This is a genomic window from Citrobacter sp. RHBSTW-00881 (genome assembly GCF_013728515.1).
Lineage (GTDB): Bacteria > Pseudomonadota > Gammaproteobacteria > Enterobacterales > Enterobacteriaceae > Citrobacter > Citrobacter braakii.
The window spans coordinates 1,937,676-1,951,152 of the sequence record NZ_CP056269.1 but is presented as its reverse complement, the minus strand read 5'-3'; the positions used below and the strand labels follow the sequence as shown (position 1 = coordinate 1,951,152).

Here is a 13,477-nt window from a genome sequence, read left to right as displayed (position 1 = left end):
GTGTTGTCCTCAGGCCACACCGACCAGCAGCCACCGCAGCGCAATAAACAGCGCCAGTGCCAGCATCGATGCCACCCACATCAATCGAATCGTATGGGAAATGTCGTCTACCGAAATGTCGCGTTGTGCATCACCGATCCACGGTTTCTCAACGCGCTCGCCAAAGTAGTCATTAGGACCACCCAGACGAATTCCTAATGCCCCGGCAACGGACGCTTCTGACCACGCGCAGTTGGGGCTGCTGTGGTTGTAGCGATCGCGCCAGCCAATCTGCAAAGCACGCGCGCCGTCCTGGCGACATAAAAATGCCGCTGCGCCCAGCAGCAGCCAACTTAGTCTCGCGGGAATATAATTTGCGACATCGTCCAGACGAGCGCTGACCATACCGATAGCGCGGTATTTTTCATGTTTGTAGCCCACCATGGAGTCAAGGGTGTTTACCGCTTTGTAGGCCATCGCCAGAGGCGCACCGCCGAGGAGCAAGAAGAACAGCGGCGCAATGATGCCATCAACGGTGTTCTCAGCCACGGTTTCCACTACGCCGCGATTGATCTGCTGTGGCTGTAATTGCGAGGTATCGCGTCCCACAATCCATGACAGCTTTTCCCGACTTGCAGCAAGGTTACCGGCACGTAGCGGACGCTCGACATCCTGCGCGGCGTTTGCCAGGCAGCGCCCGGCCAGCACGGTAAAGATCATCCAGACCTCAACCACCCAACCAAGCCAGGGATGAATAGAGTGCGCCAGCGCCAGTACTCCCCAGGACACAGCCCAGGTCAGCCCAACCACCACAATCCACATCACCGCGCCACCGATGCGTAGCGCACGGTCGCTATGGCAGTAACGCCGAACAACTCGCTGCACTGCAGAAATCAGATTGCCAATCCAGCGCACTGGATGCGGCCAGTTCTGCGGATCGCCGATGATAAAATCAAGCAGCCAGGCAACACACCACGCGAGGATGGTCATAGTGCGCTCCTCGCGGCTGCCAGCCAGTGGTTAAGCATCTGCGGACGTTGAGCAAAATGAACGTGTAGATAGCTGGCAAAGGTATTTCCCACCTGCCAGCCGCCGGACCAGGCTTGCAGCGTTTTGCCATCGCGCACTTTGCGACAGTTCATCACCGCGGAGGTTTCAGGGGTAAAATCGGAGTAGTGGAATTCATGTCCGCGCAGCACTTCGCCTTCTGCAGCTAACAACGTTTGCTGCGCGGCCTGCGCTTCGCAGTAGCCAAATCGGGTCAGACGTTTTCCCATTTTGCTGTGACCGGGAATGATATCCGCCATCAGCCAGGTATCACCCTGGCTGTCTTCCAGCGAACTGCCGAGGTACATCAGCCCCCCGCACTCGGCATAAATCGCGACACCCTGCTGGTGCGCCGCCCGCAGTTGGTTAAGCATTGCAATATTACGGGCCAACGCCGCAGCATGTAACTCAGGATATCCGCCCCCCAGCCAGATCATCTGACAGTCGGGTAAACAGGTGTCGTGCAACGGGCTAAAACGGACAATCTTAAGCCCCGTGCGCTCCAGTAGCGTAATGTTGTCCGGGTAGTAGAAATTGAACGCTTCGTCATCGGCGATGGCAAGCGTTAGCCCTGCCCCGGCGTCTGCGGCGGGCAGCGCTGGCCATTCACCCGCAGGAAGCGTGTTTAACTGGCTTAATCTCAACAGCGCGTCGATATCAAGGGTTTGCTCCAGCGTCGCGGCAAACGCCTGCCACGGCTGCTGGTTGATAACCGACTCACGCGCGGTAACCAAACCCAGATGACGCTCAGGAAGCGCAACGCCTTCCATACGGGGAACGTAGCCTAAGACGGGTACAGCGCAGTAACGCTCAATCGCCACTTTCAGGAGCTGGTAATGCGTTTCGCTGTTAACCCGGTTAACAATAACGCCGGCAATATTCAGGGTTGGATCAAAATGCTGAAACCCCATTACCGTCGCGGCGATCGAGGTGGAAACGGCTTTGCCATCAACCAGTAGGATAACCGGACAGCCTAACTGTTTGGCCATCGCGGCGGTGCTGCAGTAGTTTGGGTCGGTGCCGTATCCGTCATACAACCCCATAACGCCTTCAATAACGGCGATATCCGCATGTTGCATGTGCTCGCGAAATAAAGCATTCAGGGTGGGGACGGGAAGCATGAAGCTATCAAGATTGCGGGAAGCAGTGCCGCATACCGCGGTATGCCAGCCGGTATCAAGGTAATCGGGGCCTACTTTGCAAGGCTGGACGCGTAAACCGCGTTTTTTCAACAAGCTCAACAAGCCCAGCGTCACCGTGGTTTTACCACAGCCGCTTCCGGTACCTGCAAGAACAAAAGCGTGAAAATTGGCCGCCATACCCTGATCCTGTTCAGGGTGGTAGGGGTGTAAAGATACCCAGTCTCTCGACTGTATGCATCTGAACCACCCACTTCCCACCGAAGTTGTTGGTAGTCACTGACAGGCAGGTCTTCTGGCTTAGCGTCATCCTCACCCGTCCTTCCCAATCTTGCGATCAGTGGTCAATACGGGGTCGTCAGCATCACAGCAGCGGGGGCTGCGGGGGATTCTCACCCCCTTCCCTACCACAAATGTGGCAAACCTGTCAGTTCAAGAGCCTGATTAATTAAGCTCTCTGTTATGAGGTAAATTCACGACCTCATGACAATAATTCAATTTAATATCTTGCCGGGTTCATTCAACCAATTACCTGGCATAAACCCACTTATTCATATGCTCGCATTCTGAGTGAAAGTGCCAACAAAGAATAAAGAAAGTCATTCACAGAGACACTGTATCTCATCACAAAAATAAAAACTGGTGCAGTTTATCCCTCTAATACTAATATTTTGTTGCGCTATGACAATTTATTGACTGCTGTCGCTACTTTTCATTTTATAATGACTGGCATAGCGCCCTATATCAAAAATCGGCAATAGCAAAATATTGCCATTTAAGCGGATTCGCCACGTGAAATGACATTTATTTGTTGGCGAAATGCCTGCGGCGTGACCTGATACGTTTGACGAAAAACTTTGCAAAAATAACTGGTTTGCGAAAATCCTAAATTACGCGCAATGCTGGCTATGCTCCAGTCACTGTGGCAAAGCAGCTCTTTTGCACTGGCCATTCGCTGCTGGTTTACCCATGCGTTAAAACCGATACCATGATATTTTTTGAACAATTTGCTGAAATAGTAAGGGCTAAGGTAAACATGAGAGGCGACATCCTCCAGACGCAATTCGTCTGATAAATGCGCATCAATATAACGCAGTGCTTTTTTCATTTTGCTGTCATGAGGATTGGTGCTGCGGTTAGCGCGTACCGGCTCTGACTGCTGCGGGTTATCTTTGATAACCACAAAATTAAGTTGTTTCTTAAGGCAATTTTCCACGATGAGCTTCAGCAGATCCGCTGAGGCGATGACTCGCGAATAATCCATTTCCGGTACATTACGAAACTCGTTGACCAGTTCGGGATCGGCTTGCCAGCGGTCATCTACATTCAGAATATCAACCAAACCAACATCGTTACTTAAGCGTACCTGGCCACAAAGCACAAACCCTACCAGGTGCCCCGCAATGACCAGCGGAATTGAGAAATCGGTAAGTCCGGCGTGACAGCGATAGATGCAGGGTTGATCGGATTTAGAGGCTTCCAGCCCTCCACAGCGATCGCTCATACGACAACGGGTACTGTGCTGAGGATGCTGACGCATCAACTGGCAAAAAGGGGTGAAATTAAAAAGCTCAGAAATTTCATCACCGTGAATATTGACAACCACAACGGCCAGACTGGTGGCCTGCGCAAAATCCTGTGCGATTTTATTAATGAGTTCTGAGTTCAGGGCACTCGCAGAAATCATGATAAAACCTCTCAGTTAATTTATTGTTATAAATAAAACATATTATTCACATTCATTTTCACCCAGCCATCCTGAGCATTGATGAAAGTCGTAATTGAACATAACAAAAGTCTCCCATTCTTGGGAGACTTTTTGGGCAGTTCAGGATACCGGATCACGAAAACAGTTTTTACTTTTCAAAAATAAACTTCTTCTGTGAAGCTAGCTCTCATTTTCGTCCAGCTTACACGTATTACAGGGTAAATTTTTGCCAATCAAATAACGATAAATTGCTGCACCCGCGCACGCGCCGATGATAGGGGCCACAATCGGTACAATGAAATAAGGGATATCACGCCCGCCGGTCATCGCAACATCTCCCCACCCGGCCATCCAGGCAAACAATTTAGGACCAAAATCACGCGCCGGATTCATCGCAAATCCGGTTAGCGGACCGGTGGATGCGCCGATAACAGCAACCAGAATACCAATCAGCAATGGCGCCAACGGACCTTTAGGAACGCCGTTACCGTCGTCAGTCAGTGCCATGATCATCCCCATAAGAATGGAGGTAATCACCACTTCGACCAACGCTGCCTGCCAGACGCTGAGCGCCGCCGCAGGATAAGTACTAAAAATACTGGCAAGGTGCAGGCTTTCCAGACTGCCGCGCACCATCTGGTGGGCCGACTCATACTCGGTAAACAGACTGCCGTAGAGCAAATAAGCCAGCAAAGCGCCACCAAAGGCCCCCGCGACCTGCGCCACAGTGTAAGGTAAAACTTTGCGCCCCGGAAAACAGGCAAACAGCCACAGTGCGATGGTGATAGCAGGGTTGAGATGCGCGCCAGAGATCCCGGCTGTCAGGTAGACTGCAAGCGAGATCCCCAGACCCCAAATGATGCAGATTTCCCACAATCCCAGGCTGGCACCTGCGACTTTCAGAGCGCTCAGGCAGCCAATACCAAAAAACAAAAATAGCCCGGTACCCAAAAACTCAGCAATGCATTGCGCTTTTAGTGAATCGTTCATTGTGACACCTTCTAAGCAGAGTTCGTGTCTTTACCAGCGGACTCCTTACTGGCAAGTAGAATACTTCGAGGCTTACTATAAAAGGCCGTATCAGCAAATTGTTGGCATTCTGCGGATAGCTTGCCCTTTAAAATCGTGGCGCAATAGCAAATTCTTGCTACGCACTTTATTAAAACATTAGAGACAATCGGGATTTCGCGTATTACACGGACATTTTCAAAACAATAAAATATTGCTATTAGCAGAAATCCGTTTTCAAACCACCATCACAATTTCATTTTTTTCGCATAGCAAATGATATTTATAATGTCACCAGAAAAAGTGTAAATGTGGAACTGACATAACTAAATAATCACATCAATAATATTTAATATACCCATTAAAAACAACAAGTTAAAATAATTAATGGCAATTTTATATCACCTTACCTCTATTATTTTTTCACTCTCAATTTCAAGTCAGCCATTCTTTTTCCTCGCTTCTTTTTATAGTCATGAACATCGGGACAACCCAGACGAGGTCTTTATGCAACAAGAAGCGTTAGGAATGGTAGAAACCAAAGGCTTGACTGCAGCCATAGAGGCCGCAGATGCAATGGTGAAGTCAGCCAATGTAATGCTGGTCGGCTACGAAAAAATTGGTTCGGGGCTGGTAACAGTCATTGTCCGCGGCGATGTTGGCGCAGTCAAAGCAGCAACAGATGCAGGTGCCGCCGCAGCACGTAATGTGGGAGAAGTGAAAGCCGTACACGTCATCCCACGCCCTCATACCGATGTAGAAAAAATCTTACCGAAGGGAATTAGCTAATGAGCAGCAATGAGCTGGTTGATCAGATCATGGCGCAGGTGATTGCTCGCGTGGCAACGCCGGAACAGCAGGCTATCCCTGAAAATAATCCTCCAACACGAGAAACGGCTATGGCAGAGAAAAGCTGCAGTTTAACGGAGTTTGTCGGTACTGCGATTGGCGACACCGTCGGTCTGGTAATCGCCAACGTGGACAGCGCCCTACTGGACGCAATGAAACTTGAAAAACGGTATCGCTCCATTGGCATCCTTGGCGCGCGTACTGGTGCAGGCCCGCACATCATGGCCGCAGATGAAGCGGTAAAAGCCACCAATACTGAAGTCGTCAGTATTGAGTTGCCACGTGATACCAAAGGCGGCGCGGGTCACGGTTCGCTGATTATTCTCGGCGGCAACGATGTTTCCGACGTGAAACGCGGAATTGAGGTTGCGCTGAAAGAACTGGATCGCACCTTTGGCGATGTGTATGCCAACGAAGCCGGTCACATCGAAATGCAATACACCGCACGCGCCAGCTACGCGCTGGAAAAAGCCTTTGGTGCACCGATTGGCCGTGCCTGTGGCGTGATTGTCGGCGCCCCGGCATCCGTTGGTGTCCTGATGGCTGATACTGCGCTGAAATCCGCCAACGTGGAAGTTGTGGCCTACAGCTCCCCTGCCCATGGCACCAGCTTCAGTAACGAAGCCATTCTGGTCATTTCAGGCGATTCCGGCGCTGTGCGTCAGGCCGTTATCTCCGCCCGCGAAATCGGTAAAACCGTACTCGGGACCCTCGGCTCAGAACCGAAAAACGATCGTCCGTCCTACATCTGATATCAGTGAGGCTGATTCATGAGATCGAAAAGATTTGAAGCACTGGCGAAGCGCCCTGTGAATCAGGATGGCTTCGTTAAGGAGTGGATCGAAGAAGGCTTCATTGCAATGGAAAGCCCGAACGACCCTAAACCGTCGATTAAAATCGTCAACGGTACAGTCACAGAACTGGACGGCAAATCCGCCAGTGAATTTGACTTAATTGACCATTTCATTGCCCGCTATGGCATTAACCTGGCGCGCGCTGAAGAAGTCATGGCGATGGACTCAGTAAAACTTGCCAATATGCTTTGCGATCCTAACGTGAAGCGCAAAGACATTGTGCCGCTGACCACCGCAATGACCCCGGCAAAAATTGTCGAAGTGGTGTCCCATATGAACGTCGTTGAGATGATGATGGCCATGCAGAAAATGCGTGCTCGTCGTACACCGTCTCAGCAGGCGCACGTCACTAACGTTAAAGATAATCCGGTGCAGATTGCCGCTGATGCGGCTGAAGGCGCCTGGCGCGGATTTGACGAACAAGAAACGACGGTTGCCGTTGCGCGTTATGCACCCTTTAACGCCATTGCGCTGTTAGTCGGCTCACAGGTTGGGCGCCCTGGCGTATTAACCCAGTGCTCGCTGGAAGAGGCGACAGAACTTAAACTCGGTATGTTAGGCCACACCTGTTACGCGGAAACCATCTCTGTCTATGGTACTGAACCCGTCTTTACCGATGGCGATGACACGCCATGGTCGAAAGGTTTCCTCGCCTCTTCCTACGCCTCACGCGGTCTGAAAATGCGCTTTACCTCCGGTTCTGGCTCAGAAGTTCAGATGGGTTACGCCGAAGGTAAATCGATGCTTTACCTTGAAGCCCGCTGTATTTACATCACCAAAGCCGCTGGCGTACAGGGTTTACAAAATGGTTCAGTAAGCTGCATCGGCGTGCCTTCCGCTGTGCCGTCAGGCATTCGTGCGGTGTTAGCTGAAAACCTGATCTGTTCCTCCCTGGATCTGGAGTGTGCCTCCAGCAACGACCAAACCTTTACCCACTCGGATATGCGTCGTACTGCCCGCCTGCTGATGCAGTTCCTGCCGGGTACTGACTTCATCTCTTCCGGTTATTCCGCTGTACCGAACTACGACAACATGTTTGCGGGTTCGAACGAGGATGCCGAAGATTTTGACGACTACAACGTTCTCCAGCGAGACCTCAAGGTAGATGGGGGTCTGCGTCCGGTTCGTGAAGAAGACGTTATCGCCATTCGTAATAAAGCGGCACGTGCACTGCAGGCCGTCTTTGCCGGGATGGGATTACCGCCAATCACTGATGAAGAAGTGGAAGCGGCGACTTACGCCCACGGTTCGAAAGATATGCCGGAGCGAAACATCGTTGAAGATATCAAGTTTGCGCAAGAGATCATCAATAAAAACCGTAACGGTCTGGAAGTGGTGAAAGCCCTTGCTCAGGGCGGGTTTACCGATGTCGCTCAGGACATGCTCAACATCCAGAAAGCCAAGTTAACCGGGGATTATCTGCATACCTCCGCCATTATCGTTGGCGACGGACAGGTGCTATCCGCAGTAAATGACGTCAATGACTATGCCGGTCCGGCAACAGGTTATCGCCTACAAGGCGAACGCTGGGAAGAGATCAAAAACATCCCTGGCGCACTTGATCCCAACGAACTTGGCTAAGGGGTGAAAAATGGAAATCAATGAAAAGCTGCTGCGCCAGATAATTGAAGACGTACTGTCTGAAATGCAAACCAGCGACAAACCCGTCTCATTCCGTGCATCGACAGCGGCTAGCGCTCCACAGGCTGCAGCGGCGCAGGGCGACAGCTTTCTGACCGAGATTGGCGAAGCCAAACAAGGCCAGCAGCAGGACGAAGTGATTATTGCCGTAGGTCCCGCGTTTGGACTGTCGCAAACCGTCAATATCGTAGGGATCCCGCATAAGAACATCTTGCGCGAAGTGATTGCGGGTATTGAAGAAGAAGGCATTAAAGCGCGCGTTATCCGCTGCTTTAAATCCTCCGATGTGGCGTTTGTCGCCGTGGAAGGTAACCGTCTGAGCGGTTCCGGGATCTCTATCGGCATCCAGTCAAAAGGCACCACGGTAATCCACCAGCAGGGGTTACCGCCGCTTTCTAACCTGGAGCTGTTCCCTCAGGCACCACTTCTGACGCTGGAAACCTATCGTCAGATCGGTAAAAACGCCGCGCGTTATGCCAAGCGTGAATCTCCGCAACCGGTCCCTACTCTGAATGACCAGATGGCTCGTCCTAAGTACCAGGCGAAATCGGCCATTCTGCACATTAAAGAGACCAAATACGTCGTGACGGGCAAAAACCCGCAGGAACTGCGCGTGGCGCTTTGATAAAGGATAACTCCATGAATACCGACGCAATTGAATCGATGGTTCGGGATGTGCTGAGCCGGATGAACAGCCTGCAAGGCGAGCCGGCGACGCCGGTCGCGGCGAGTTCATCAGCACATACCGCGAAAGTCACGGATTACCCTCTCGCGAATAAACATCCTGAGTGGGTAAAAACCGCAACCAACAAAACTCTGGATGACTTCACTCTCGAAAATGTTCTGAGCAACAAAGTGACGGCGCAGGACATGCGCATCACCCCTGAAACGCTGCGCCTTCAGGCGGAAATCGCCAAAGATGCCGGACGTGACAGACTGGCGATGAACTTCGAGCGTGCAGCTGAGCTAACCGCTGTACCTGACGATCGCATTCTTGAGATCTACAACGCGCTGCGCCCATACCGCTCAACGAAAGACGAGCTGATGGCTATCGCTGACGATCTCGAAAATCGTTATCAGGCAAAGATCTGTGCAGCTTTCGTTCGTGAAGCGGCAGCGCTGTACGTTGAGCGTAAAAAACTCAAAGGCGACGACTAACTCAGGGACAGGATCATGCGATATATAGCTGGCATTGACATAGGCAACTCATCAACGGAAGTCGCTCTGGCTACCCTCGATGAGTCTGGCGCACTGAGCATCACCGGCAGCGCGCTGGCAGAAACCACCGGAATTAAAGGCACATTACGTAATGTGTTTGGTATTCAGGAGGCACTTTCGCTGGCAGCAAAAAATGCCGGTATCAATGTCAGCGATATTTCGCTCATCCGTATTAACGAAGCCACCCCGGTCATTGGTGACGTCGCGATGGAAACGATAACCGAAACCATCATCACTGAATCCACCATGATCGGCCATAACCCTAAAACGCCGGGCGGCGTCGGATTAGGCGTTGGCGTCACTATTACGCCGGAAGACCTGCTCAGCCGTCCGGCGGATACGCCCTATATTCTGGTGGTGTCATCGGCCTTTGATTTCGCCGATGTCGCCACGATGATTAATGCCTCCGTCCGCGCCGGATACCAGTTAACTGGCGTTATTTTGCAGCAGGACGATGGCGTGTTGGTCAGTAATCGTCTGACTCACCCCCTGCCTATCGTGGATGAAGTCCTTCATATCGACCGCATCCCGTTAGGTATGCTGGCTGCCATTGAGGTCGCGATTCCAGGAAAAGTCATTGAAACGCTTTCTAACCCTTACGGGATTGCGACCGTCTTTGGCCTCAACGCCGACGAGACTAAAAACATTGTCCCGATGGCGCGGGCGCTGATCGGCAACCGTTCTGCCGTGGTCGTTAAAACGCCATCAGGTGATGTGAAAGCACGAGCCATTCCTGCCGGAAATCTGGAGCTACAGTCGCAGGGTCGTACCGTACGGGTCGACGTTGCAGCTGGCGCTGAAGCGATTATGAAAGCGGTTGGCGAATGCCCGAAACTGGATAACGTCACCGGAGAGGCTGGCACCAATATTGGCGGCATGCTGGAGCATGTGCGCCAGACAATGGCTGAATTAACCAACAAACCCAGCCACGAAATTTTTATTCAGGACCTGCTGGCAGTCGATACCTCGGTTCCCGTCAGCGTGACCGGCGGACTAGCCGGTGAGTTCTCGCTGGAACAGGCTGTCGGCATTGCTTCCATGGTGAAATCAGACCGCCTGCAAATGGCGATGATTGCTCAGGAAATCACGCAAAAGCTCAACATTGACGTCCAGGTTGGCGGCGCCGAAGCCGAAGCTGCCATTCTGGGGGCCTTAACCACCCCCGGCACGACGCGGCCACTGGCTATTCTGGACCTCGGTGCAGGATCGACCGATGCCTCCATCATCAACCCGAAAGGCGAAATTATTGCCACGCACCTGGCGGGTGCGGGCGATATGGTCACGATGATTATTGCCCGTGAACTGGGGCTGGAAGACCGTTATCTCGCTGAAGAGATCAAAAAGTACCCGCTGGCGAAAGTCGAGAGCTTGTTCCATCTTCGCCACGAAGATGGCAGCGTCCAGTTCTTCCCTACACCTCTCCCACCAACGGTTTTTGCCCGCGTATGCGTAGTAAAACCCGATGAACTGGTGCCACTGCCAGGCGAACTGGCGCTGGAGAAAGTCCGGGCCATTCGCCGCAGCGCTAAGGAACGCGTTTTCGTCACCAACGCACTCAGAGCGCTACGTCAGGTGAGTCCGACCGGGAACATTCGGGATATTCCCTTTGTGGTGCTGGTTGGCGGCTCATCCCTGGACTTTGAAGTTCCGCAACTGGTCACCGATGCGCTGGCACACTATCGCCTGGTTGCCGGGCGCGGCAACATTCGTGGCACCGAAGGTCCGCGCAACGCGGTCGCGACAGGGCTGATTCTCTCCTGGTACAAGGCATTCGCTCATGGAAAGTAATCTCACCACGCCAGCCATCGTTATCTTCGCCACTGCTGGATGCACTAACGTCTGGAGTGATGTGCTGCTGGGTATTGAAGAAGAAGGGATCCCCTTTGTGATTCAGGAGAGCCCGTCAACTGACGTTATCCACAACGCATGGCTGGCGGCTTGCCACTCGCCGCTGCTGGTTGGCATTGGCTGCAGTCGCGAAAAACTGGTCGTGCACTATAAAAACTTACCCACATCAGCGCCACTATTTACGCTGACGTATCAACAAGATAACCATGCCCGACGCAGCATTGGTAATAACGCTGCGCGGCTGGTTAAAGGCATTCCGTTTCGGGAATGCCACTCATAACCCACAGGAGAAAAGCAGTATGAATAACGCACTGGGACTGGTTGAAACAAAAGGGCTCGTCGGCGCTATTGAAGCCGCTGATGCCATGGTGAAATCCGCAAACGTGCAGTTGGTTGGTTACGAAAAAATCGGCTCAGGCCTTATCACCGTTATGGTTCGCGGCGATGTCGGCGCAGTGAAAGCTGCCGTAGATGCAGGAAGCGCTGCAGCAAGCGCCGTTGGCGAGGTGAAATCCTGCCACGTTATCCCGCGTCCGCACAGCGACGTTGAAGCCATTTTACCTAAATCCGCATAAGTCGTTGCAACCAAGGAGCACAGCGTGAAGCAATCACTGGGATTACTTGAAGTTAGTGGTCTGGCATTAGCCATCAGTTGCGCGGACGTCATGGCGAAAGCCGCCTCCATCACGCTGGTGGGCCTCGAAAAAACCAACGGTTCAGGCTGGATGGTGATCAAGATAATCGGGGATGTGGCCTCCGTCCAGGCGGCCATTTCCACCGGTGTCAGTTTCGCTGACCAGCGAGATGGACTGGTGGCTCATAAGGTCATATCCAGGCCAGGGGATGGCATTCTGTCACATAGCGTCACCCCGGAGTCTGAGCCAACGCCCGCCCCAACACCGGTCGTACCACATGAAGAGATGACTGAGGACCATGCAGCGCCCGAAGCGCCGCAAGATGCAGAGTTGATTAGCTGCAATCTGTGTCTTGACCCTGCCTGCCCCCGTCAAAAAGGCGAGCCGCGCTCTCTTTGTCTGCACTCAGGCAAACGAGGTGAAGCGTGATGGATAAACAGCAACTGGAGACAACGGTCACCAAAGTTCTGGATGAAATGCGTGAGCGCCCGATTCCGCTAGGGATCTCTAATCGTCATATTCATCTATGCGCTGAAGATTACGACCGCTTGTTTCCTAATCACCCTATTAGTGAGAAAAAAGAGCTGCTGCAGCCCGGACAATATGCAGCAGACCAGACCGTCACGCTGGTGGGACCAAAAGGTCAGTTAAAAAATGTGCGCTTACTCGGCCCACTGCGTAGCACCAGTCAGGTCGAAATTTCTCGTACCGACGCTCGTACGTTGGGAATTGCTGCTCCACTACGGATGTCAGGCAGCATCGAGGGCACGCCAGGCGTTCGCCTTATCAGTCCATTTGCTGAACTGGACTTAGCATCCGGGGTAATCGTCGCCCAACGCCATATCCATATGTCGCCGCTCGATGCCCTAATCCTGCGCGTTTCCCATGGCGATAAAGTCTCTGTTGCCATTAATGGCGATGAACGTCGACTGATTTTCGATAACGTCGCCGTACGCGTTTCGCCGGATATGCGCCTTGAGATGCATATCGATACCGACGAAGCCAATGCTGCGGGCGCTGATAATCCGCAGGCATTTGCCACACTGGTGAGCCCACGATGAACAACGAACTGCTGCAACGCATTATCGAGGAGGTTGTTTCCCGATTAAAAAAACGCGCGGAAAGCACGCTCTCGCTTAGCGTCGCGCAGTTACGAGAAATCGAACCACGGACATTGTGCTGCCAGTACTCGTCGCTCCACCTCCTGCAGGCGGACCTGCCATTGCTGGAGCAAATTGCCGAGGGCTGCGCAGACAACATATCGGTGGTAACGATCCACGAAGCGCTGGCATGCGGAGTCCGCGTGAAAATTTCACTACAACACCGATTGTTACCCGCAATCCCCGTTAGAAAACTTGCGCGTCTGCCTCTGGAGTTCAGTGACGAGCTGGGGCGAATCATCGTTTTGCATCCTGACAAACTTCTCAGCTATGCCGACGTCGCCCAACTGAAGGGGGGCGTTCTGGTGCTACGTCGTCGATGTGTCGTGACGGCTCTGGCTCAGGACGCCGTCGGTACGCGAAATGTCCAATTAATTAAGCAGGAGTGAGC

At 52.6% G+C, this 13,477-nt stretch carries 15 protein-coding genes and 1 riboswitch; of the genes, 11 read left to right on the top strand and 4 right to left on the bottom strand.

The features are described from left to right. Window positions 1-9: 9 nt before the first annotated feature. The 4 genes from cbiB to pduF form a co-directional block, all read right to left on the bottom strand. The gene (gene cbiB, locus HV311_RS09150) at window positions 10-969 is read right to left on the bottom strand and encodes an adenosylcobinamide-phosphate synthase CbiB (RefSeq protein WP_047357938.1); all 960 of its coding nucleotides are present in this window, start codon (window positions 967-969) and stop codon (window positions 10-12) included. Then, on the bottom strand, window positions 966-2,345 hold the full coding sequence (locus HV311_RS09145; RefSeq protein ID WP_181630394.1) for a cobyrinate a,c-diamide synthase: 1,380 nt from the start codon (window positions 2,343-2,345) through the stop codon (window positions 966-968). The genes cbiB and HV311_RS09145 overlap by 4 nt, the downstream gene beginning before the upstream one ends. A gap of 88 nt (window positions 2,346-2,433) precedes the next feature. Beyond that, window positions 2,434-2,608, bottom strand: a riboswitch (cobalamin riboswitch). 332 nt (window positions 2,609-2,940) lie between these two features. Then, on the bottom strand, window positions 2,941-3,852 hold the full coding sequence (pocR, locus tag HV311_RS09140; RefSeq protein ID WP_016153526.1) for a transcriptional regulator PocR: 912 nt from the start codon (window positions 3,850-3,852) through the stop codon (window positions 2,941-2,943). Between the two features lie 201 nt (window positions 3,853-4,053). Continuing rightward, a complete protein-coding gene (gene pduF / locus HV311_RS09135; RefSeq protein WP_016153527.1) occupies window positions 4,054-4,863 on the bottom strand; it encodes a propanediol diffusion facilitator PduF in 810 nt (269 codons plus the stop codon). A 525-nt stretch (window positions 4,864-5,388) separates the two neighbouring features. On the opposite strand from pduF, the gene pduA reads away from it, so the two are divergent. Genes pduA through pduM form a run of 11 tightly spaced genes read left to right on the top strand, consistent with a single transcriptional unit; the run spans window position 5,389 to window position 13,475 of the window. Beyond that, window positions 5,389-5,670, top strand: coding sequence for a propanediol utilization microcompartment protein PduA (gene pduA, locus HV311_RS09130; protein WP_003030255.1), 282 nt, complete (start codon window positions 5,389-5,391; stop codon window positions 5,668-5,670). After that, on the top strand, window positions 5,670-6,482 hold the full coding sequence (gene pduB / locus HV311_RS09125) for a propanediol utilization microcompartment protein PduB (protein WP_016153528.1): 813 nt from the start codon (window positions 5,670-5,672) through the stop codon (window positions 6,480-6,482). Before pduA ends, pduB begins: the two co-directional genes overlap by 1 nt. An 18-nt stretch (window positions 6,483-6,500) precedes the next feature. Next, the gene (pduC, locus tag HV311_RS09120; RefSeq protein ID WP_003030249.1) at window positions 6,501-8,165 is read left to right on the top strand and encodes a propanediol dehydratase large subunit PduC; all 1,665 of its coding nucleotides are present in this window, start codon (window positions 6,501-6,503) and stop codon (window positions 8,163-8,165) included. A gap of 10 nt (window positions 8,166-8,175) precedes the next feature. Beyond that, window positions 8,176-8,850, top strand: a complete 675-nt coding sequence (pduD, locus tag HV311_RS09115; protein WP_003844241.1) for a propanediol dehydratase medium subunit PduD — start codon at window positions 8,176-8,178, stop codon at window positions 8,848-8,850. A 14-nt stretch (window positions 8,851-8,864) separates the two neighbouring features. Continuing rightward, window positions 8,865-9,383, top strand: coding sequence for a propanediol dehydratase small subunit PduE (gene pduE, locus HV311_RS09110; RefSeq protein WP_049040279.1), 519 nt, complete (start codon window positions 8,865-8,867; stop codon window positions 9,381-9,383). A 15-nt stretch (window positions 9,384-9,398) separates the two neighbouring features. Beyond that, a complete protein-coding gene (locus HV311_RS09105; RefSeq protein WP_019077098.1) occupies window positions 9,399-11,231 on the top strand; it encodes a diol dehydratase reactivase subunit alpha in 1,833 nt (610 codons plus the stop codon). Beyond that, window positions 11,221-11,571 carry a glycerol dehydratase reactivase beta/small subunit family protein gene (locus tag HV311_RS09100; RefSeq protein ID WP_191221005.1) on the top strand — a complete coding sequence of 117 codons (351 nt, stop codon included), beginning with the start codon at window positions 11,221-11,223 and terminating at the stop codon, window positions 11,569-11,571. The genes HV311_RS09105 and HV311_RS09100 overlap by 11 nt, the downstream gene beginning before the upstream one ends. 19 nt (window positions 11,572-11,590) lie before the next feature. Further along, complete coding sequence (gene pduJ / locus HV311_RS09095; protein ID WP_001057752.1) at window positions 11,591-11,866, top strand: propanediol utilization microcompartment protein PduJ; 276 nt, start codon at window positions 11,591-11,593, stop codon at window positions 11,864-11,866. 24 nt (window positions 11,867-11,890) lie between these two features. Further along, complete coding sequence (locus HV311_RS09090) at window positions 11,891-12,355, top strand: BMC domain-containing protein (RefSeq protein ID WP_016153532.1); 465 nt, start codon at window positions 11,891-11,893, stop codon at window positions 12,353-12,355. Next, entirely contained in the window at window positions 12,355-12,987 is a 633-nt protein-coding gene (locus HV311_RS09085; RefSeq protein WP_016153533.1) for a phosphate propanoyltransferase, read from the top strand. The genes HV311_RS09090 and HV311_RS09085 overlap by 1 nt, the downstream gene beginning before the upstream one ends. Continuing rightward, window positions 12,984-13,475: a microcompartment protein PduM gene (gene pduM, locus HV311_RS09080; protein WP_016156875.1), complete on the top strand. Its 492-nt coding sequence runs from the start codon at window positions 12,984-12,986 to the stop codon at window positions 13,473-13,475. Before HV311_RS09085 ends, pduM begins: the two co-directional genes overlap by 4 nt. Window positions 13,476-13,477 lie beyond the last annotated feature (2 nt).